General features: G+C 70.5%; 16 protein-coding genes. 11 read left to right on the forward strand and 5 right to left on the reverse strand.

From position 1 onward, the window contains the following. The first annotated feature begins 88 nt into the window (after positions 1-88). The 8 genes from ACZ69I_RS16435 (at position 89) to ACZ69I_RS16470 (ending at position 8,564) form a co-directional block, all read left to right on the forward strand. On the forward strand, positions 89-1,756 hold the full coding sequence (locus ACZ69I_RS16435) for a sensor histidine kinase (RefSeq protein WP_470832843.1): 1,668 nt from the start codon (positions 89-91) through the stop codon (positions 1,754-1,756). Then, the gene (locus ACZ69I_RS16440) at positions 1,753-2,436 is read left to right on the forward strand and encodes a response regulator (RefSeq protein ID WP_470832845.1); all 684 of its coding nucleotides are present in this window, start codon (positions 1,753-1,755) and stop codon (positions 2,434-2,436) included. Before ACZ69I_RS16435 ends, ACZ69I_RS16440 begins: the two co-directional genes overlap by 4 nt. Positions 2,437-2,659: 223 nt before the next feature. Further along, complete coding sequence (locus ACZ69I_RS16445; protein WP_470832847.1) at positions 2,660-4,027, forward strand: extracellular solute-binding protein; 1,368 nt, start codon at positions 2,660-2,662, stop codon at positions 4,025-4,027. A gap of 51 nt (positions 4,028-4,078) precedes the next feature. After that, positions 4,079-5,026, forward strand: a complete 948-nt coding sequence (locus tag ACZ69I_RS16450) for a carbohydrate ABC transporter permease (protein WP_467671475.1) — start codon at positions 4,079-4,081, stop codon at positions 5,024-5,026. Then, a complete protein-coding gene (locus ACZ69I_RS16455; protein ID WP_470832848.1) occupies positions 5,027-5,896 on the forward strand; it encodes a carbohydrate ABC transporter permease in 870 nt (289 codons plus the stop codon). Between the two features lie 158 nt (positions 5,897-6,054). Beyond that, positions 6,055-6,714, forward strand: a complete 660-nt coding sequence (locus ACZ69I_RS16460; RefSeq protein WP_470832850.1) for a hypothetical protein — start codon at positions 6,055-6,057, stop codon at positions 6,712-6,714. Continuing rightward, positions 6,702-7,733 carry a hypothetical protein gene (locus tag ACZ69I_RS16465; RefSeq protein WP_467671469.1) on the forward strand — a complete coding sequence of 344 codons (1,032 nt, stop codon included), beginning with the start codon at positions 6,702-6,704 and terminating at the stop codon, positions 7,731-7,733. Before ACZ69I_RS16460 ends, ACZ69I_RS16465 begins: the two co-directional genes overlap by 13 nt. Before the next feature lie 201 nt (positions 7,734-7,934). Next, entirely contained in the window at positions 7,935-8,564 is a 630-nt protein-coding gene (locus tag ACZ69I_RS16470) for an XRE family transcriptional regulator (RefSeq protein ID WP_467672029.1), read from the forward strand. A 49-nt stretch (positions 8,565-8,613) separates the two neighbouring features. Here the strand turns inward: ACZ69I_RS16470 and ACZ69I_RS16475 are convergent, their stop codons facing one another. Continuing rightward, positions 8,614-9,639, reverse strand: a complete 1,026-nt coding sequence (locus tag ACZ69I_RS16475) for an ATP-dependent 6-phosphofructokinase (RefSeq protein ID WP_467671467.1) — start codon at positions 9,637-9,639, stop codon at positions 8,614-8,616. Between the two features lie 280 nt (positions 9,640-9,919). Between ACZ69I_RS16475 and pta the strand changes: the two genes are divergently transcribed. From pta to pyk, 3 genes are all read left to right on the forward strand, one after another. After that, the gene (gene pta, locus ACZ69I_RS16480) at positions 9,920-12,001 is read left to right on the forward strand and encodes a phosphate acetyltransferase (RefSeq protein ID WP_467671465.1); all 2,082 of its coding nucleotides are present in this window, start codon (positions 9,920-9,922) and stop codon (positions 11,999-12,001) included. A 26-nt stretch (positions 12,002-12,027) separates the two neighbouring features. After that, positions 12,028-13,245 carry an acetate kinase gene (locus tag ACZ69I_RS16485; protein WP_470832852.1) on the forward strand — a complete coding sequence of 406 codons (1,218 nt, stop codon included), beginning with the start codon at positions 12,028-12,030 and terminating at the stop codon, positions 13,243-13,245. Positions 13,246-13,318: 73 nt separating this feature from the next. Next, entirely contained in the window at positions 13,319-14,749 is a 1,431-nt protein-coding gene (gene pyk, locus ACZ69I_RS16490) for a pyruvate kinase (protein ID WP_467671461.1), read from the forward strand. 87 nt (positions 14,750-14,836) lie between these two features. On the opposite strand, the gene ACZ69I_RS16495 is transcribed toward pyk, so the two are convergent. From ACZ69I_RS16495 to ACZ69I_RS16510, 4 genes are all read right to left on the reverse strand, one after another. Continuing rightward, positions 14,837-16,294, reverse strand: coding sequence for a hypothetical protein (locus ACZ69I_RS16495; RefSeq protein WP_470832855.1), 1,458 nt, complete (start codon positions 16,292-16,294; stop codon positions 14,837-14,839). Continuing rightward, a complete protein-coding gene (locus tag ACZ69I_RS16500) occupies positions 16,284-16,844 on the reverse strand; it encodes a DUF6114 domain-containing protein (RefSeq protein WP_467671457.1) in 561 nt (186 codons plus the stop codon). Before ACZ69I_RS16500 ends, ACZ69I_RS16495 begins: the two co-directional genes overlap by 11 nt. Positions 16,845-17,006: 162 nt before the next feature. Beyond that, positions 17,007-17,624 (reverse strand): DUF6230 family protein, encoded by a 618-nt coding sequence (locus ACZ69I_RS16505; protein ID WP_355802687.1) that lies wholly within the window; start codon positions 17,622-17,624, stop codon positions 17,007-17,009. Between the two features lie 670 nt (positions 17,625-18,294). Next, the gene (locus ACZ69I_RS16510; protein ID WP_470832857.1) at positions 18,295-19,278 is read right to left on the reverse strand and encodes a tetratricopeptide repeat protein; all 984 of its coding nucleotides are present in this window, start codon (positions 19,276-19,278) and stop codon (positions 18,295-18,297) included. Between the last annotated feature and the right edge of the window lie 164 nt (positions 19,279-19,442).

A 19,442-nucleotide genomic window follows, 5' to 3' on the forward strand; every position in this document is an offset into this window, starting at 1 on the left:
CTATCTCCCGGCCTGTGAGGGCGGTCACCCTTGCGTTCATTTAGTTCGCACTTATACGACCAGGTGTGCGAGGAGGCAGACTGGCACCATGTCCCGCACCCCTCACGGCCGCCCGCGCCGGCTGCCGCGCAGCCTGGCGGGCCAGCTCTTCGCGATGCAGATCGTGCTGGTCACGGTGGTGGTCGCCGGGTGCGCGCTCTTCACGTACCTGAGCGACAAGCACCAGGCCGAGGAGGGCGCGCGCCGACAGGCCACCGCGGCGGCGCGCGCGGTCGCGGACTCCCCTTCCGTACGGGAGGCGATCCGCGGCAGCGACCCGTCGAAGGAGCTCCAGCCGTACGCGGCCCGGGTGCAGCGCGACACCAGCGTCGACTTCGTCACGATCATGGATCCGCGCGGCATCCGCTGGACCCACCCGGACGAGCGGCGCATCGGCGAGCGCTTCCTCGGCCACCGGGCGGCCGCGCTGCGCGGCCGGACGTTCACGGAGACGTACACGGGGACGCTGGGCCCCTCGGTACGGGTGGTCACCCCGATCCGGGCGGGCTCCGGCTCCGGCGGCCGTGTCGTCGGGCTGGTCAGCGCCGGGATCACCGTCGAGGAGATCACCGCGAAGGCCCGCGGCCAGCTCGTCGCGCTGCTCGGCGTCGCGGCGGCGGCCCTCGTGCTCGGCGGCATCGGTACGTACGTCATCAACGCGCGCCTGCGCCGCAGCACCCACGGCATGAACGCGGGTGAGCTGAGCCGCATGCACGACTACCACGAGGCGGCGCTGCACGCCGTGCGCGAGGGGCTCCTGATGCTGGACGGACAGCGCCGGATCGCGCTCATCAACGACGGCGGCCGCGAGCTGCTCGGCGTCCCGGGCGGCCCGGTCATCGGCCGCAACGTCGCCGAGCTCGGTCTCCCCGCCCCCCTCACGGGCGCGCTGCTCGCCACGGAGCCGCGCGTCGACGAGCTGCACCTGACCGCCGACCGCGTGGTCGTCGTCAACACCTCCCCCGTGACGGGCGGCGAGCGCCGCGGCACGGTGGTCACCCTGCGCGACCACACCGAACTCCAGGCGCTCGCCGGGGAGCTGGACTCCGAGCGCGGCTTCACGCGGGCGCTGCGCTCGCAGGCCCACGAGGCGGCGAACCGCCTCCACACGGTGGTGTCCCTCATCGAGCTGGGCCGTGCGGACGAGGCGGTCGACTTCGCCACCGCCGAGCTGGAACTGGCCCAGGCGCTGACCGACCAGGTCGTCGCCGCCGTCAACGAGCCCGTCCTCGCGGCCCTGCTGCTCGGCAAGGCGGCGCAGGCGAACGAGCACGGCGTGGAGCTGGTCGTCTCGGCCGACAGCAGCATCGACGACGGCATGCTCCCGGAGGCCCTCTCCGCCCGCGACCTGGTGACGGTCCTCGGCAACCTCATCGACAACGCGGTCGACGCGGCGCAGGGCTCGCACGTGGCCCGGGTCACCGTGACGGCCCGGGCCGACGAGTCGGGCCTGCTCCTGCGCGTCGCGGACACGGGTCCCGGTGTCGACCCCGCGCAACGCCGCTCGGTCTTCGAACGCGGCTGGTCGACGAAGGCGCCGACGGGCCGGGGCCTCGGCCTGGCCCTGGTCCACCAGACGGTCACCCGCAACGGTGGCACGCTGACGGTACGGGAGTCCGCGGCGGGCGGAGCGGAGTTCGAGGTGACCCTGACGGCACGAGCGTCCCGCAGCGGCCCGGCCCCGGGTGACCGGAGCGATCAGGGAGGTGAGCGATGATCCGCGTACTCGTGGTCGAGGACGACCCCGTGGCGGCCGACGCCCACGTCCTCTACGTGAACCGCGTCCCCGGTTTCGAGGCCATCGAGCGCCCCGCGCACTCCGCCGCCGAGGCCCGCCGCGTCCTGGACCGCACCCCGGTCGACCTGATCCTCCTGGACCTGCACCTCCCCGACGGCCACGGCCTCCAGCTCGCCCGGTCCCTGCGTGCGGCGGGGCACCCCACGGACGTGATCGCGGTGACGTCGGCCCGCGACCTGGCGGTCGTCCGCGAGGGCGTCTCCCTCGGTGTCGTCCAGTACGTCCTGAAGCCCTTCACCTTCGCCACCCTCCGCGACCGCCTCACCCGTTACGCGGAGTTCCGCGCCGCCGCCGCCGACGGCGAGGCCACCGGCCAGGACGAGGTGGACCGCGCCCTCGCCACCCTGCGCGCGCCGGGCCCCGCCGCCCTGCCGAAGGGGCTCAGCGGGCCGACCCTCGAACGCGTCATCCACACCCTGCGCGCCGCCCCCGAGGGCCTCACCGCCGCCGCGGCGGCCCGGTCGGCGGGCCTGTCCCGCATCACCGCGCGCCGCTACCTGGAGCATCTGGTCGACACGGCGCGCGCCGCCCGCAGTCCTCAGTACGGCCATGTCGGCCGCCCCGAACTGGTCTACCGCTGGCTCTCCGCGGGCGACTGAGCCACGGGCGGCCGAGCCCCGGCCGACGCGCCCTTTCCCACCCCGGGCGCCTCACCAACGTACGCCCGATAACAACGTTGTCACGTTGCTGAAAAGCATCAATTCACAGCCCCCGCAGGGGCATTGACCTTGCTCCGAGCCCGCCCGTACGTTCACCGGGCAACCCGCGTTGTACCCGTTGCACCCCGCGTGGCGACCCAGCCGCGTCGGCCAGTAGGAGGTCGTGCCCGTGCGCCCCACCACCACCCCCCTGCTCCTCACCGCCTCCGCCCTGCTCGCCGCCGGCACCCTCACCGCGTGCGGCGGCGGCTCCGGCGACGACCCCGACACCGTGAAGGTCTCCTTCAAGCAGTCCACGGACAACAAGATCAAGGTCATGGACACCTACCTCGAAGGCGTCAAGAAGCAGTTCGAGAAGGAGAACCCCGGCAAGAAGGTCAAGCTGGTGCCGATCAAGGCGCCGGACTCCGAGTACTACACCAAGCTCCAGCAGATGATGCGCTCCCCGAAGACCGCGCCCGACCTGGTCTACGAGGACACGTTCCTCATCAACTCGGACATCACCAGCGGGTACTTGAAGCCGCTCGATCCCTACCTGGACAAGTGGCGGGACTGGGAACAGTTCATCGACACGGCGAAGACGGCGGCGAAGGCGGCCGACGGCAAGACGTACGGCGTGCCGGACGGGACGGACACCCGCGGCCTCTGGTACGACAAGGCCGTCTTCGAGAAGGCGGGCCTGCCCGCGAACTGGCGGCCGAAGACCTGGGACGACGTCCTCGACGCGGCCCGCACGGTCAAGGAGAAGGTCCCCGGCGTCACCCCGCTCAACGTCTACACCGGCAAGCCCGCGGGCGAGGCGGCGACGATGCAGGGCTTCGAGATGCTCGCGTACGGCACGGGCGACGACCCGCTCTACGACCCGGAGTCGAAGAAATGGATCACGGGCAGCAAGGGGATCGAGGACTCCCTGAAGTTCGTGGAGACCGTCTACAAGGAGAAGCTCGGCCCGGACGTCTCGGACGCCCTCGACCCCAACTTCGCCACCCGCGTACGCGGTGAGCTGCTGCCCGAGGGCAAGCTGGCGATCAACCTCGACGGCTCGTGGCTGCCGCAGGACTGGGGCGAGGGCGCGGGCCACGAGTGGCCCGAGTGGTCGAAGAAGCTGGGCCTCGCCGCCATGCCGACGCAGCACGGCCAGGCGCCCGGCAAGGTGAGCATGTCGGGCGGCTGGACCTGGTCGGTGCCGGCCAAGGCGGACAACCCCGGCCTGGCCTTCAAGTTCATCGAGACGATGCAGACGAAGGCCAACGCCAAGAAGTGGTACATCGCCAACTCGGGGATCGCGGTCCGCAAGGACGTCGCGGCCGACCCGGCGTACGTGAAGGCGCAGCCCGGCATCAAGTTCTTCACCGACCTGGTGTCCTCGACGCACTACCGGCCCGCGTTCCCCGCGTACCCCAAGGTCTCCACGGCGATCCAGGAGGCGATGGAGACGGTGACGACGGGCGACGGCTCGGTGAAGGACGCGGCGAACGGCTACGCGGAGGAGGTCGATTCGGCGACGGACGGCGAGGTCGTGGAGAAATAGCGGCACGGGCAGGCCGTACCGCCGTCGCGACCAGAGAGTGAGTGCCCGTACGTGACCACCGCATCCCCCGCGGGCCCCGGCGGCGTCGCCAAGACGTCGCCGGGCCGCCCGCCCGCCACCCCGCCGGACGCCCGGACCCGCGTCCGCAGGGGCCTGCTCAGGGCCCTGCCCGTCTCCCCCGCCGTCATCCTGCTCGTCCTCTTCCTCGCGGGCCCGATCGGCTACTGCGCGTACATCGCGTTCACCGATCTCCAGCTCACCGGCCAGGCCGAGTCGAGCTTCGTGGGGTTCGACAACTTCCGTGAGGCGTTCGGCGACGAGCGGTTCCTCAACGCGGTCTGGCTCACCCTCGTCTTCACGGTCCTCTCCTCCCTCATCGGCCAGAACACCCTGGGCCTGGCCCTCGCCTCCCTCATGCAGCGCGCGTCCAAGCCGGTCCGCACCCTCACCGGCGCGATCGTCGTCACGGCCTGGGTCCTGCCCGAAGTCGTCGCGGGCTTCCTGCTCTACGCCTTCTTCCGCCGCGAGGGCACCCTCAACGCGGTCCTCGACTTCCTCCATCTCCCGTCCCAGAACTGGATGTTCACTCTGCCGATCCTGGCGGTGTCGTTCGCGAACGTCTGGCGGGGCACGGCCTTCTCGATGCTCGTCTACTCCGCCGCCCTGAACGAGATCCCCAAGGAGATCACCGAGGCCGCGGAGGTCGACGGCGCGAGCGGCTGGCGGAAGATGTGGCACATCACGCTGCCCATGATCCGCCGCTCCATCGGCACCAACCTCATGCTCAACACCCTCCAGACGCTCTCCGTGTTCGGGCTGATCTGGGTGATGACGCGCGGCGGCCCGGGAAACGACAGCCAGACGCTCCCGCTCTTCATGTACGAGCAGGCCTTCCAGAAGAGCATGATCGGCTACGGCACCGCCGTGGCCCTGCTGCTCCTCCTGGTCGGCTCCCTCTTCTCCCTCGTCTACCTGCGCCTGCTGCGCACGGAGGTCTGAGTGGCCGTCAACTCATCTGCGCGCAGGGCGACTTCGGGCACGCTCCGGACGCGGCGCACCAAGCACCGGCTCGCGGCCGACGCGGGCCTGCTGGTGGTGGCCGCGGCGTTCGTGCTCCCGCTCGCCTGGGTGGTCCTGTCCTCCTTCGACCCGAAGGCGGACCTCAGGGTGCGGGTCCCCGACGGCCTCACCCTCGACAACTACGACCAGGTGCTGACCCCCGAGATCACCTTCACCCCGCTCCTCAACAGCCTCCTGCTGTGCGGCGGCGGCACCCTGCTCACGGTGGTCTGCGCGGCCCTCGCCGCGTATCCGCTCTCGCGCTACCGCTCCCGCCTGAACCGCCCCTTCATGCTGACGATCCTCTTCGCGACGAGCCTGCCGATCACCGCGATCATGGTCCCCGTCTACGCGCTCTTCGTCCAGGTCGACCTGATCGACACGATGCAGGGCACGATCTTCTTCTTCGCGGCGTCCCAACTGCCGTTCGCCATCTGGCTGATGAAGAACTTCATGGACGGCGTCCCCAAGGAGCTGGAGGAGGCGGCGTGGACCGACGGCGCCTCGTCCTTCCAGTCCCTCCTGCGGATCGTCCTCCCCCTGATGGGCCCGGGCGTGGCCGTGGTGACGGTCTTCTCCTTCGTCATGATGTGGGGCAACTTCTTCGTCCCCTTCATGCTGCTGCTCACCCCGGAGCAGATGCCCGCGTCGGTCAGCATCAACGACTTCTTCGGCAACAAGGGCACCGTGGTCTACGGCCAGCTCGCCGCGTTCTCCATCCTCTACTCGACGCCGGTGATCCTCTTGTACGTCCTGATCTCGCGGAAGCTCGGCGGCGGCTTCGCGCTGGGCGGGGCGGTGAAGGGCTGAAAACAGGCTTCCCCCGCGGACACAGAACTGTGACATGAGTTCGCGCCGATACGTCCCCGGCGCCCCATTCGTGGCCACACATCTCCCTGGTATCGGGCCCGTCTCCGCACTAGCGTGCTGAGCTCGCCCCCTCCCCCCCACCTCGCCAGGAGCCGACAGTGAACCGCCCTCTCCGCCTAGCGACGGCCGCGCTCACCGCGTCCGCGGTCCTGCTCCTGACGTCCTGCGGCAGCGACGACGACGCGTCCGGGGACGACGACAGGATCGCGGGGGCGGACCAGGGGGACGGCGGGAAGTCGACCCCCGCGGACAAGCCCGCCCGCGACGCCGCGGACCGGCCGAAGATCGAGCTCCCCGCGGACCTGACCTACGAGTTCGAGTGGTCGAGGACGGGCGACGAGAACAAGGACGCGGTGCTCGCCGACACCGAGCAGTACCTGAAGGCCGTCGACCTGGCCATCGCCGAGCAGAAGCCGCTGCACAAGGCGTACCGCTTCTACGCCGAGGGCGAGGCGGCGGCCGGCAGCCAGAAGTTCGTGCAGGAGTACGTCGACTACAAGGACCGGATCACCGGCACCAAGCGGTACTACAACGCCCGGGTGGACGTGACGGGCGGCAGGACGGCGGGCCTCGTCTACTGCGAGGACCAGCGCAAGGCGCACAACAAGAGCCTGAAGACGGGGAAGACCGCCAAGGCGTCGGCGCCGTCCAAGGACGACTTCGTGCTCTACAGCAGCCGACTGCGCGTGAACGACCAGGGCGTCTGGATCACCGAGACGACCACATCCGACCGGGGGAACGACACATGCCAGCCATGAGAAGGACGTCACTCGTAGCCGCCGGGGCCGTGGCGATGGCCGCCGCGCTGCTCCTGCCGGGGCCCGCGTCCGCGCGCACCGGCCACGGCGGCACCGCGAACGGAAACGCCGAGGGCCCCACCGAGAGCGGCGGCGACGGCTCGCTGACGGCGACCGCGGGCGGCATCAGCTACGACGACTCCAAGAACGGCTCCGGCCCCAAGGCCGGCCCCATCGCCCCCACCGGCGACTACAGCCCGCCGCCCTGCTGGTACGGCCCCACCTACACCCCCGCCCAGTTCAAGAAGGAGCGCGAGGCGGTCTGGTCGGTCGACTCCACGGGCGCCCAGTGGGACCTGGAGCAGCGCAAGCGGTACGTCGACGGCGAACCGTACAAGAACTTCAACCTCGACAAGGCCGGCAAGGGCTACTGGTGGACCGCGTTCCCCAACAAGTCCTACCCGCCCGGCTGGGACAAGTGCACCAAGGACACCTTCTGGGTCGACGAGGGCGACCCGCCGCCGCCCGGCATCCCCGCCCTCGACCCGGAGATCCTGGCGAAACTGGCGTACGCGAGGATCCGCGTCCCCGGCACCGAGGTGAAGCTGGCCCCCGAGGCCGCGACCAAGGTGAACCTGCCGACCTGGGCGTGGCTGGACGGCGCGGAGTTCAAGCCGGTGTCGGTCACGGCCAGGGTCCGCGTCCTCGGCATCGAGGCGACGACGACCGCCGAACCAGTCTCCCTCAAGATCGACCCGGGCACCGCGGACGCGGAGACGTACCCCGCGAACGGGGTCTGCGACCTCGTCGGCGACAAGATCGGCACGCCCTACGCCAAGGGCAGAGCCGAGGAGACCCCGCCCTGCGGCGTGAAGTACCTGCGCTCCTCGGGCAAGGGCTCGTACCCGCTGAAGGCCACGGTGACGTGGAAGATCCACTGGACGGGCACCGGCGTGAACGGTGCGAAGCCGCTGCCCGACGGCGAGTTCGGCGCGGAGCAGGACGTGGTGGTGGAGGAGGTCCAGTCGGTCAACCGCTGACGCGGACCGGGCTGCCGGGGCGGACGCGCCGCCGTTCCGGCAGCCGTACCTTCCCACCAATCCGCAACCTCGTAGAAACACACCGTAGTCACCACCCCCGCAGGCGCCTACGGTGTGCCCGTGCAATCGAGCCAACCGCCGCACCAGCCGACGCCCCCCTTCGACTTCCCCGCCGCCCGGCGCCTGCGGGAGGCGCTCGGGATGGCCCACGGGCACGTCGCCTACGGGATGCGGGCCAGTTACGGGCTCGCGTACGTCACCGCCGACACCATCGCCGCCTGGGAGCGCGGGCTCGCCGCGCCGACCTCCGCCGAGCTCACCGCGCTCGCCGCCACGCTGTGGTGCTCGCCGGGGGATCTGATGGGGGCCGCGCGGACCCTGCGCGAGCACCGGCTCGCGCGGGGGCTCGCCCCCGAGGACGTCGCGCGGGAGTCGGGGGTGGAGATCCAGTCGTATCTGCGCATGGAGGAGACCGGCACCTGGCGCGGCAACGAACGGCAGTCCGCCGCCCTCGCCCGCGCCCTGGCGCTCTCCCCCGCCGACTTCGTCACCGTGACGGGCCGGGCCGACGCGCTCGCCGAGCTGCTGCGCAGCGCCGTCACGACCCGGTGGCAGGGGTACGTGCGACCGGTGGCCAAGCTGCTTCCGGTGGAGAAGCGGCACGTCGAGGACGTGCTGCGGCAGATGCACGAGGACTACCAGTCCCGGATGACGCGCACGCTGAGCTGGGGCGGCGGGGCGAGCTCCGACGCGTCCGGGGAGGCAGGCCGGGACTTCCTCGACCGGATCCTCGAACACTTCTGGTCGTTGGTCCGGGGCGGGCGGGGCTGAGGTTCCGCCCGCCGCCCCGAAACCGGGGGACCCGTCGCGGGGACCCGGGCTAGAAGACCGACTCCGCCTCGTCCATCCGGTCCTTCGGGACCGTCTTCAGCTCCGTGACCGCCTCCGCGAGCGGCACCATCGTGATGTCCGTGCCGCGCAGCGCCGTCATCCGGCCGTACTCCCCGCGGTGCACCGCCTCGACCGCGTGCCAGCCGAAGCGGGTCGCGAGGACGCGGTCGTACGCGGTGGGGGTGCCGCCGCGCTGGACGTGGCCGAGGATGACCGGCTTGGCCTCCTTGCCGAGCCGGGCCTCCAGCTCGTAGGCGAGGGCCGTGCCGATGCCCTGGAAGCGCTCGTGGCCGAACTGGTCGATCGCGCCCTTGCCGTAGTTCATCGTGCCGTCCTGCGGGTGCGCGCCCTCGGCGACGCAGATCACCGCGAACTTCTTGCCGCGCGAGAAGCGCTCCTCGACGAGGGCGACCAGGTCGGCGGGGTCGAAGGGGCGCTCGGGCAGGCAGATGCCGTGCGCGCCGCCGGCCATGCCGGACTCCAGGGCGATCCAGCCCGCGTGGCGGCCCATGACCTCGACCACCATCACGCGCTGGTGGGACTCGGCGGTGGTCTTGAGGCGGTCCATCGCCTCGGTGGCCACGCCGACCGCCGTGTCGAAGCCGAAGGTGCGGTCCGTGCCGGAGATGTCGTTGTCGATGGTCTTGGGGACGCCGACGACCGGCACGCCCGCGTCGGACAGCAGGCGGGCCGCCGTCAGAGTGCCCTCGCCGCCGATCGGGATGAGCGCGTCGAAACCGCTCTTCTCGATGAGTTCCTTGGCGTTGTCGCAGGCCGCGCGGAAGCGGGCGCGCTCCAGGCGGGACGAGCCGAGGATGGTGCCGCCGCGGGCGAGGATGCCGCTGACGGCGTTCAGGTCGAGGGGGCGGTAGCGCCCGTCGAGCAGGCCCGCGTAGCCGTCCTCGAAGCCGATGACCTCGTCGCCGTAGTGCGTCACGGCGCGGTGCACGACCGACCGGATCACTGCGTTGAGGCCGGGGCAGTCGCCGCCCGCGGTGAGAATTCCGATACGCATCGCGCTGTGTCTCCTGCTCGCTGCTGGTACTTGTGAGCCAATCCGATTGTTCCACGGCCACCAGGGGGTCGCCGCTCACGGATGTCCGACGGATGTCTGTCCGAGAGGCGGGCAGGGACCTTGGTACCGCCCCCGTGGGGCCTTTCGTCCGGCGGGCGACGTATCCAGCCGCAGAGGTATTGTCAAGAGGGCACAGCCGCGATATCGGGTAATTTGTCCAGCTCGCCCGGCACCCGTGCCGGGCCGCGGACAGCGACGGAAGCGAAGAAGGGGAGCACGCGTGACGCGCAGCGTGTACGTGACCGGGATCGACCGGGGCGACGGTCGCCAGGTCGTCGAACTGGGAGTCATGGAGCTCCTCACCCGCCAGGTCGACCGGGTCGGGGTCTTCCGGCCGCTCGTCCACGACGGTCCCGACCGCCTCTTCGACCTGCTGCGGGCGCGCTACCGCCTCTCGCAGGACGCGACGACCGTCTACGGCATGGACTACCACGAGGCGTCGGCGCTCCAGGCCGAGCAGGGCACCGACGAACTGGTCTCGCAACTCGTCGACCGGTTCCACCGGGTCGCGAGGGATTATGAGGTCGTCCTCGTCCTCGGCACGGATTTCGCCGCCACCCAGCTCCCCGACGAGCTCGCGCTGAACGCCCGCCTGGCCAACGAGTTCGGCGCCTCCGTGCTCCCCGTGGTCGGCGGCAAGAACCAGACCGCCGAGTCGGTGCGCGCCGAGACGCGCAACGCCTACCGCGCGTACGACTCGCTCGGCTGCGACGTCCTCGCGATGATCACCAACCGGGTGGCTCCTGCCGACCGCGACGAGATCCACGAGCGCCTGGACGCCCGCCTCCCGGTGCCCTGCTACGTGCTGCCCGACGAGGCCGCGCTCTCCGCGCCGACGGTCGCGCAGATCACCCACGCCCTCGGCGGCCGCGTGCTGCTCGGGGACGACTCGGGGCTCGCGCGCGACGCCCTGGACTTCGTCTTCGGCGGCGCCATGCTGCCCAACTTCCTGAACGCCCTGACGCCGGGCTGCCTGGTGGTCACCCCCGGCGACCGCGCCGACCTCGTGGTCGGCTCGCTCGCCGCGCACAGCGCCGGTACGCCGCCCATCGCGGGCGTCCTGCTGACCCTGAACGAGCAGCCGGGCCAGGAGATCCTCACCCTTGCCGACCGCCTCGCGCCCGGCACCCCGGTCGTCGCGGTCTCCGGCGGCTCCTTCCCCACGGCGGCCGAACTCTTCGCCCTGGAGGGCAAGCTGAACGCGGCGACGCCCCGCAAGGCGGAGACCGCCCTCGGCCTCTTCGAGCGGTACGTCGACACCGCGGACCTGCTGAGCCGCGTATCGGCGCCGAGCAGCGACCGCCTCACGCCGATGATGTTCGAGCACAAGCTCCTGGAGCGGGCCCGCGCCGACCGGCGCCGCGTCGTGCTGCCCGAGGGCACCGAGGAGCGGGTGCTACGCGCCGCCGACGTGCTCCTGCGCCGCGGCGTCTGCGACCTGACGCTGCTCGGCCCGGTCGAGCAGATCCGCAAGAAGGCCGCCGACCTCGGCGTGGACCTCGCCGACTCCGAGCTCATCGACCCGCAGACCTCCGAACTGCGGGACCGTTTCGCCGCCAAGTACGCGGAGCTGCGCTCCCACAAGGGCGTCACCGTCGAGCTCGCGTACGACGTGGTGGCCGACGTGAACTACTTCGGCACACTGATGGTCCAGGAGGGCCTCGCCGACGGCATGGTGTCGGGCTCCGTGCACTCCACGGCGGCGACCATCCGGCCCGCCTTCGAGATCATCAAGACCAAGCCGGACGCCTCGATCGTCTCGTCGGTGTTCTTCATGTGCCTCGCCGACAAGGTGCTCGTGTACGGCGACTGCGCGGTCAACCCGGACCCCGACGCCGTGCAGCTCGCGGACATCGCCGTCCAGGCGGCCGCCACCGCCGGGCAGTTCGGGGTCGAGCCGCGGATCGCGATGCTCTCGTACTCGACGGGTACGTCCGGTTCGGGCGCCGACGTCGACAAGGTGCGCGAGGCCACCGAGCTGGTCCGCGAGCAGCGCCCCGACCTGAAGATCGAGGGACCGATCCAGTACGACGCCGCCGTGGAGCCCTCCGTCGCGGCCACCAAGCTGCCGGGGTCGGACGTCGCGGGCCAGGCCAGCGTGCTGATCTTCCCGGACCTGAACACCGGCAACAACACCTACAAGGCCGTGCAGCGCTCGGCCGGCGCGATCGCCGTCGGCCCGGTCCTGCAGGGCCTGCGCAAGCCGGTCAACGACCTGTCCCGCGGCGCGCTCGTCCAGGACATCGTCAACACCGTCGCCATCACGGCCATCCAGTCCCAGGCCCAGTCCCCCACCGCCTGACCACCCCCACAGAAAGCGTCCCCCCAGTGACCGCCACTCGCGTACTCGTCCTCAACTCCGGCTCCTCGTCGGTGAAGTACCAGCTGCTCGACATGCGCGACAGCTCACGCCTCGCCGTCGGCCTGGTCGAGCGGATCGGCGAGGAGACCTCGCGGCTCAAGCACACCCCGCTGGCCGGCGGCGGCGCCGAGCCCCGTGAGCGCGAGGAGCCGATCGCCGACCACGAGGCCGCGCTGCGGGCCGTCGCCCACGAGCTGACGGCGGACGGCCTCGGCCTCGACTCCCCCGAACTGGCCGCGATCGGCCACCGGGTGGTGCACGGCGGCCTGAAGTTCACCGAGCCGACCGTGATCACCGACGAGGTGCTCAAGGAGATCGAGCGCCTGGTCCCGGTGGCCCCGCTGCACAACCCGGCCAACATCACGGGCATCCGCACCGCCCAGGCCCTGCGCCCCGACCTGCCGCAGGTCGCCGTCTTCGACACCGCCTTCCACACGACGATGCCGGAGTCCGCGGCGCGCTACGCGATCGACGTGAAGACCGCCGACGAGCACCGCGTGCGGCGCTACGGCTTCCACGGCACGTCCCACGCGTACGTCTCGCGCAGGACGGCGAAGCTGCTCGGCAAGGCCCCCGAGGACGTCAACGTCATCGTGCTGCACCTGGGCAACGGCGCCTCGGCGAGCGCGGTGCGGGGCGGGAAGTGCGTCGACACCTCGATGGGGCTCACGCCGCTGGAGGGGCTCGTGATGGGCACCCGCTCCGGTGACCTGGACCCGGCGGTCATCTTCCATCTGGCCCGGGTCGGAAAGATGTCCATCGACGAGATCGACGTACTGCTCAACAAGAAGAGCGGGTTGATCGGGCTCTGCGGCGACAACGACATGCGGGAGATCAGGCGCCGGGTCGATGAAGGCGACGAAGAGGCCGCGCTCGCCTTCGACATTTACGTCCACCGCCTGAAGAAGTACATCGGTGCCTATTACGCGGTTCTCGGCCGGGTCGACGCGATCGCTTTCACGGCGGGCGTGGGTGAGAACGCCGCCCCGGTGCGGGAGGCGGCGGTGCAGGGCCTGGAGGAGCTGGGGCTCGCGGTCGACGGTGCGCTCAATTCCGTACGTTCCGACGAAGCCCGGCTCATTTCGCCGGAGTACGCGCGCGTCGCCGTGGCCGTGGTGCCGACCGACGAAGAATTGGAGATCGCCGCGCAGACGTATGCGTTGGTCGCCGACCGCAACGCCTGAGCGGACTTCCGCCCATTTGTAGATTCCACCAGACGGAATATTCCGTAGCGAAACAAACCGATAGGATCGCCCCATGCGCCGTTCCAAAATCGTCTGCACGCTGGGCCCCGCCGTCGACTCCGAAGAGCAGCTCGTCTCGCTGATCGAGGCCGGCATGAACGTGGCCCGATTCAACTTCAGCCACGGCACGCACGCCGAGCACCAGGGGCGGTACGACCGCGTCCGTGCGGCCGCCGCGAAGACCGGCCGCGCCATCGGTGTCCTCGCCGACCTGCAGGGCCCCAAGATCCGTCTGGAGACCTTCGCCGAGGGCCCCGTCGAGCTGGTGCGCGGTGACGAGTTCACCATCACCACCGAGGACGTCCCGGGCGACAAGTCGATCTGCGGCACGACCTACAAGGGCCTGCCGGGCGACGTCTCCAAGGGTGACCAGGTCCTGATCAACGACGGCAACGTCGAGCTGCGCGTCGTCGAGGTGGACGGCCCGCGCGTCAAGACGATCGTCGTCGAGGGCGGTGTCATCTCCGACCACAAGGGCATCAACCTGCCCGGTGCGGCCGTGAACGTGCCCGCGCTCTCCGAGAAGGACATCGAGGACCTGCGCTTCGCCCTGAAGATGGGCTGCGACATGGTCGCCCTGTCCTTCGTGCGCGACGCGAGCGACGTCAAGGACGTCCACAAGGTGATGGACGAGGAGGGCCGCCGGGTCCCCGTCATCGCCAAGGTGGAGAAGCCGCAGGCCGTCGCCAACATGGAGGGCGTCGTCGCGGCGTTCGACGCCGTGATGGTGGCCCGTGGCGACCTGGCCGTCGAGTACCCGCTCGAAAAGGTCCCGATGGTGCAGAAGCGCCTCGTGGAGATGTGCCGCCGCAACGCCAAGCCGGTGATCGTCGCGACCCAGATGATGGAGTCGATGATCACCAACTCGCGCCCCACGCGCGCCGAGGCGTCCGACGTCGCCAACGCGATCCTGGACGGCGCGGACGCGGTCATGCTGTCCGCCGAGTCCAGCGTGGGCGCGTACCCGATCGAGACCGTCAAGACGATGTCGAAGATCGTCGCCGCGGCCGAGGAGGAGCTCCTCTCCAAGGGCCTGCAGCCGCTCGTGCCCGGCAAGAAGCCGCGTACGCAGGGCGGTTCGGTGGCCCGTGCCGCGTGCGAGATCGCGGACTTCCTCGGCGGCGAGGCGCTGGTCGCCTTCACGCAGTCCGGTGACACGGCCCGCCGCCTCTCCCGCTACCGCGCGGCCCAGCCGATCCTGGCCTTCACCACGGACGAGGGCACCCGCAACCAGCTCGCGCTGAGCTGGGGCGTGGACACCTACGTCGTGCCGCACGTCGACAACACCGACGCGATGGTCGAGCTCGTCGACGCCGAGCTGATCAAGCTGAAGCGCTTCAACGACGGCGACACCGTCGTCATCACGGCGGGCTCGCCCCCCGGCGTCCCCGGCACCACCAACATGGTGCGGGTCCACCACCTGGGCGGCGGCGGCCGCGACTGACGGCCGGGCCCACGCCCGTCACCGCGCACGCGCCGAGGGCGCCCCCTTGCGAAAGGGGGCGCCCTCGGCGTCTGTCGTGCGGGCGGCTCAGTCGGTGATCGACTGGTGCAGTCCGGGAATCGTCAGGTTCCCGCCGAACTGGCCCGCCTGCTGCACCTTCACGTCCGTGAAGTAGATCAGCGGGATGTTCAGCGGCGGCGGGTGCTCGGGGTCGAAGGTGATCGGGATGAGCCCGAACAGCTTGCCCGAGATCCGCTCGGTGTACATCGTGGTCTCCCCGCCCCGGATGGTGGACGTGGTGCCCTTGGCCGCCTCGACGTGGTACTTCTTGCCGCCCGGCCCCTCGACGATCTGGTGCAGGTCGCCGATGTCGGTGTTCTGGACGACGTACTTCAGGGCCTGCTTGCTCTGGCCGTTGGGCATCGTCAGGTTCACGACGCCCTGGTAGTCGGCGCCCTTGAGGGTGAGCGAGCTGGCTTCCAGGTTCCACGGCTGGTTCGGGATCGGCGAGGGCGTCTTCTCGGCGTCTCCGGCGACCTTCTTCTCGACCACGCAGGGGAACGGCTTCTTGCCGTTCTCGTCCGGCGCCATCGGGTCCTCGGCCTTGTCCTTCGCCGCGTCCTTCGCCGCCTTCTCGGCCGCTTCCTTGAGCTTGTCCGCCTTGTCCTTGAGCTTGTCCGCCTTGTCCTTGAGCTTGTCGGCCTCGTCCTCGGCGGTGTCCTTGCCGTCCTCGAGACCGTCCTTGACGCCGTCCCCGAGCTTGTCGACGGTGTCGTCGACCGGCTTGGTGACCTTGTCGGTGGTGTCCTTCAGCGCGTCCTCGGGGGACCCGTCCTTGCCGGAGCCCGCCTCGGAACCGGACTTCGAGCCGGAAGACGCCGAGGAATCGGGCTCCTTCTCGGCCTCGTCCTTGGCCTCTTCCTCGTCCTTGTCGGGCGTGAAGACGTCCTTGATGGCGTCGCCCACGCCCAGCGGGTCCCAGGGGTTCTTGGTCTCGGCGGGCTCCGGAGTCTTCCCGGACTCCTCGGCGCCGTCCCTCTCGCCGGTGGAGGGCTCGGTGGGGCCGGACTTGCCGTCGGGGTCCGCCTTGTCGCCGCGGTCCGCCTCGTCGTCCGAGGAGGGCGAGGTCGACGGGTCCGGCTTCGCGGCGTCGTCCTTCTTCGCCTCGTCCTTCCCGTCCGTCCCCTTGGCCTCGTCGGCGTTCTTGGCGTCCTCAGCGTCCTTGGCCGCCTTCTCGGCCGCCTCTTCCTTCGCCTTGGCCGCGGCGTCCTTCTCCGCGTCGCCCTCGGCGTCCTTGTCCGGCGCCGTGACACACGGCCCGTCCTGGAAGGGGTTGTCCGGGACACCCGGCTTGGCCTGCGCGAGCGTCGGGGTCAGGCCCATGCCCATGAGTACGGCGGTGGGCATCGCGGCGATGGCGATCGCCTTGCCCGCGGGAACCTGCAGCCGGGTCAGCAGCGGCTTCCTGGGTGCCGCGTGGCGCGGCCCGGTTCTCGCACGGGGCTCCCCCGCGAAGCCCTCGTGGTGCACCTCGTCAGCCGGCACGGTGCCTCCCGTTCGTCCCGTTCGTCGGGCTCGTTCCTGACAGATCGTCCTGTTCGCCGCTCACCCCACCCGCGCCGGCCGCTGCGGGCGACCCGAGGACCCCGTCGGGGCCGCCGGACTCTGCGGCCTTGCGTCCCGCGGGCTCACCGGCAGGCTTCGCGTGGGCCCAGGAGACGCCGAGGGCGCCGCCGATCAGGGCGAGCAGGAAGCCGATGACGAAGCCGCCGAAGTTGGAGACCACCAGGGAGACCAGGGCGAGCAGAATCGCCGCGACGCCCGCGAAGACACGGGAGTGCGGCTGGAACCACATGGTCAGGCCGAGCACGACCAACAGCACGCCGATGATCAGCGATCCGGCGCCGGCGGTGGTCGCCATCCGGATCGTCATCGTGCCGAGCGTGAGGTTCGCGTACGGGAAATACATGATCGGGATGCCGCCGAGAAGTGTCAGCAGGCCACCCCAGAACGGGCGCTGACCGCGCCACCCTCGGAAACGAAGGCGCATCCGGCCGAGCTTGTCGCCCAGTCCCACTTGCGCTTCGGCGCTCATGTCGTACAGCTCCTCGGGAATGGCGTTGGTTCGGTGTGTCATGCGGTTTCGGGCACGGGGACGGCTCCGTCAGATGCCGTCGCGCCCCCGCGCCCGGCCGTTCTCATCGCACCGAGTGCGCGCCGGGCCGCCTAGCTGCGACCCGTTAGGGCATCAACTGCCCTAGTAGCACTCGTGCTTGCCCTTCTTGACCGACATGCCCAGGCCAGAGAGCTTGAAGGTACCGGCGGTGGTCGCCCACGCACGCTGCTTGACATCGGTGAACTTCACCGACTCCGCCTGCTGCGCGAACGAGTCCGGGGCGTACTTGTCGCCCTTCGCCGGACCAGGGCCCTTGGTGGTCTGGTCGACCGAGACGCCGATGTCGACCTTGTGGAAGGTCGCATTGGCCTTCAGGTCGTCGGCATCGATGTAGAGCTTCTTGGCCTGTACCTTCGGACCGCCCTCGCCACCGGCCTTGAGGGTCATCGACACATCGCCGAAGACCGGGACCGGCACGACCACCGACTGGCAGAGATTGGTGATCGTCGCCGATTCGAGACCGACGACCGCCACCGGGTGGTGACCCGACTTGCCGCTGTCAAGGGCTCCGTACTGGACGAACCCCTTGCCGTTGAGCTCCTTGGCAGTCACCTTGAACTGCTGACCGGACACACTGAACGATGCCGCGAGCGCACCCTGGGACAGGGCGACGCCTATCGCGGCAGTCGCCGCGACGCTCGGCACCATGACCACGGCGAACCGCTTCCATCTGGTTCCGCCACGAGCCACGGACTCCATGACTTTCCTCCTTCTCGGACGTACATCTCCGGCCCTGACTGCTCCCGTTCGGGCGGCTCAGCCGGGCAGGGATGGGAGAAGTGCTACGTCCTCGGGAAGGAGAGCGCCCGCATCGGAGGCGCGCAACCGCACCACTCATCACCGGCGATCACCCCCGAGCGACAACCACTGGTCGCGCCTGACGCATCACGCACGACCTCGCGGACAGGCCCTGCCGGGACCGGCAGAGACCCCCCTGTCCTAGACCGGCGACGGCGTCACCGGCCTGCTCGGTGGGGACCCAGAAACCCCGCTCCCGATTGGCTGTCGGGCTGCGGGTTATCGGACCGAGCGTCGCCGATCGTGGTGCATTCTCGGCCCCCGCACAAGGGGGTTCGTTACTCGCTAGTAACGGCCGGATAACCGAAGCGCGACCGCGCGGTATCGGTCGGCCACGGACGGTGGCTCAACGACCGGGAGCAGAACGGGGCATGAACGGGCGAATACGCCCAGAAGGAAGCGTTTCCCTTACTCCAAGTAACAGCGGCCGCAATTGCCAAGTTTTGGCAAAGTGCGGCCGCTGTTGCGTCCTGGGGACAGACTTTTCACTCCGGCATCACATGCCCCTGTGTTTAGGGACTGGTCAGCAGGAGGGCCGGTGGACGGTACCGGCCGGACGGTCGGCGTGCGGTCAGAAGAGCACCCGGGCGAGCGCCGTGCGCGCCGTCGTCACCCGCGGATCGTCCGCGCCCACCACCTCGAAGAGTTCGAGCAGCCGCACCCGCGCCGCGTCCCGGTCGTCGCCCACCGAGCGGCGGACCGTGTCGATGAGCCGCCCGAAGGCGTCCTCGACGTGACCGCCCACCAGGTCCAGGTCGGCGGCGGCGATCTGGGCCTGCACGTCCGCGGGACGGTCGGCGGCGTCCTTGCGGACCGCCTGCGGGTCGAGGCCCTGGACGCGCCGCAGCAGTTCGGCCTGGGCGAGGCCGAGCTTGGCCTCGGTGTTGGCCGAATCGTCGCTGAGCACGTTCTTGTACGCCTGGACGGCACCGTCGAGATCGCCCGCGTCCAGCGCCTGTACGGCCGCTTCGAGCAGGGCGTCGTAAGGACCGGCCGGCACCTCGGCGGGCGCGGGGGCCTGCTCGCCCTCGGCGCCGGCGTCGACCACCAGGCCCGTCAGGCCGAAGCGCTCCTCGCCGACCTGGATGAGCTGGTCCAGGGTCTGGCGGATCTGCGCCTCCGGGGCGGCGCCCTGGAAGAGGGGCAGGGCCTGGCCCGCCACCACCGCGAAGACGGCCGGGATCCCCTGGACCCCGAACTGCTGCATCAGCATCTGGTTCGCGTCGACATCGATCTTGGCAAGGAGGAAACGGCCGTTGTATTCCTGCGTGAGCCGCTCCAGAAGGGGGCTCAGCTGCTTGCACGGCTCGCACCACTCGGCCCAGAAGTCGATGACGACCGGGACCTCGGTGGAGCGCTGCAGGACCTCGCGCTCGAAGCCCGCCTCATCGACGTCGATGACGAGGGAGGCCGGGGAGATCGCGGCGCCCGCCGCGCCCCCGCCCTGCCGGGCCGCTTCGGCGCGCGCCTGCTCCGCCTTCGCCTTGGCCTCCTGGGCCGCCTTCACCGCGGCGAGGTCGACGACTCCGCTCATGGACATGTTCCGTGGCTGCATGAGTACATCCTCCCCCAAGCCGTGCGGGAACCGCGCCCGTCCGTGACCCCCCGCCGGATTGCGGGGCCACAGGGGGCACGGTCCAAGGTCCCGAGGAGGACCGTCGGTTGGCCCGGGGTCCCCACCCCGGGCCGGTGGTCGTGCTGCGTGGTTGTCGCTCGTGG

It is taken from the genome of Streptomyces sp. NPDC036815, from assembly GCF_055609205.1.

What these genes read in the sequence shown, in the direction of transcription:
- ACZ69I_RS16505 (WP_355802687.1), bottom strand. Translation starts at nt 17,624, where the DNA reads ATGGAGTCCGTGGCTCGTGGCGGAACCAGATGGAAGCGGTTCGCCGTG.
- ACZ69I_RS16435 (WP_470832843.1), top strand. Translation starts at nt 89, where the DNA reads ATGTCCCGCACCCCTCACGGCCGCCCGCGCCGGCTGCCGCGCAGCCTG.
- ACZ69I_RS16500 (WP_467671457.1), bottom strand. Translation starts at nt 16,844, where the DNA reads ATGAGCGCCGAAGCGCAAGTGGGACTGGGCGACAAGCTCGGCCGGATG.
- ACZ69I_RS16465 (WP_467671469.1), top strand. Translation starts at nt 6,702, where the DNA reads ATGCCAGCCATGAGAAGGACGTCACTCGTAGCCGCCGGGGCCGTGGCG.
- ACZ69I_RS16440 (WP_470832845.1), top strand. Translation starts at nt 1,753, where the DNA reads ATGATCCGCGTACTCGTGGTCGAGGACGACCCCGTGGCGGCCGACGCC.
- ACZ69I_RS16470 (WP_467672029.1), top strand. Translation starts at nt 7,935, where the DNA reads ATGGCCCACGGGCACGTCGCCTACGGGATGCGGGCCAGTTACGGGCTC.
- ACZ69I_RS16510 (WP_470832857.1), bottom strand. Translation starts at nt 19,278, where the DNA reads ATGCAGCCACGGAACATGTCCATGAGCGGAGTCGTCGACCTCGCCGCG.
- pyk (WP_467671461.1), top strand. Translation starts at nt 13,319, where the DNA reads ATGCGCCGTTCCAAAATCGTCTGCACGCTGGGCCCCGCCGTCGACTCC.
- ACZ69I_RS16475 (WP_467671467.1), bottom strand. Translation starts at nt 9,639, where the DNA reads ATGCGTATCGGAATTCTCACCGCGGGCGGCGACTGCCCCGGCCTCAAC.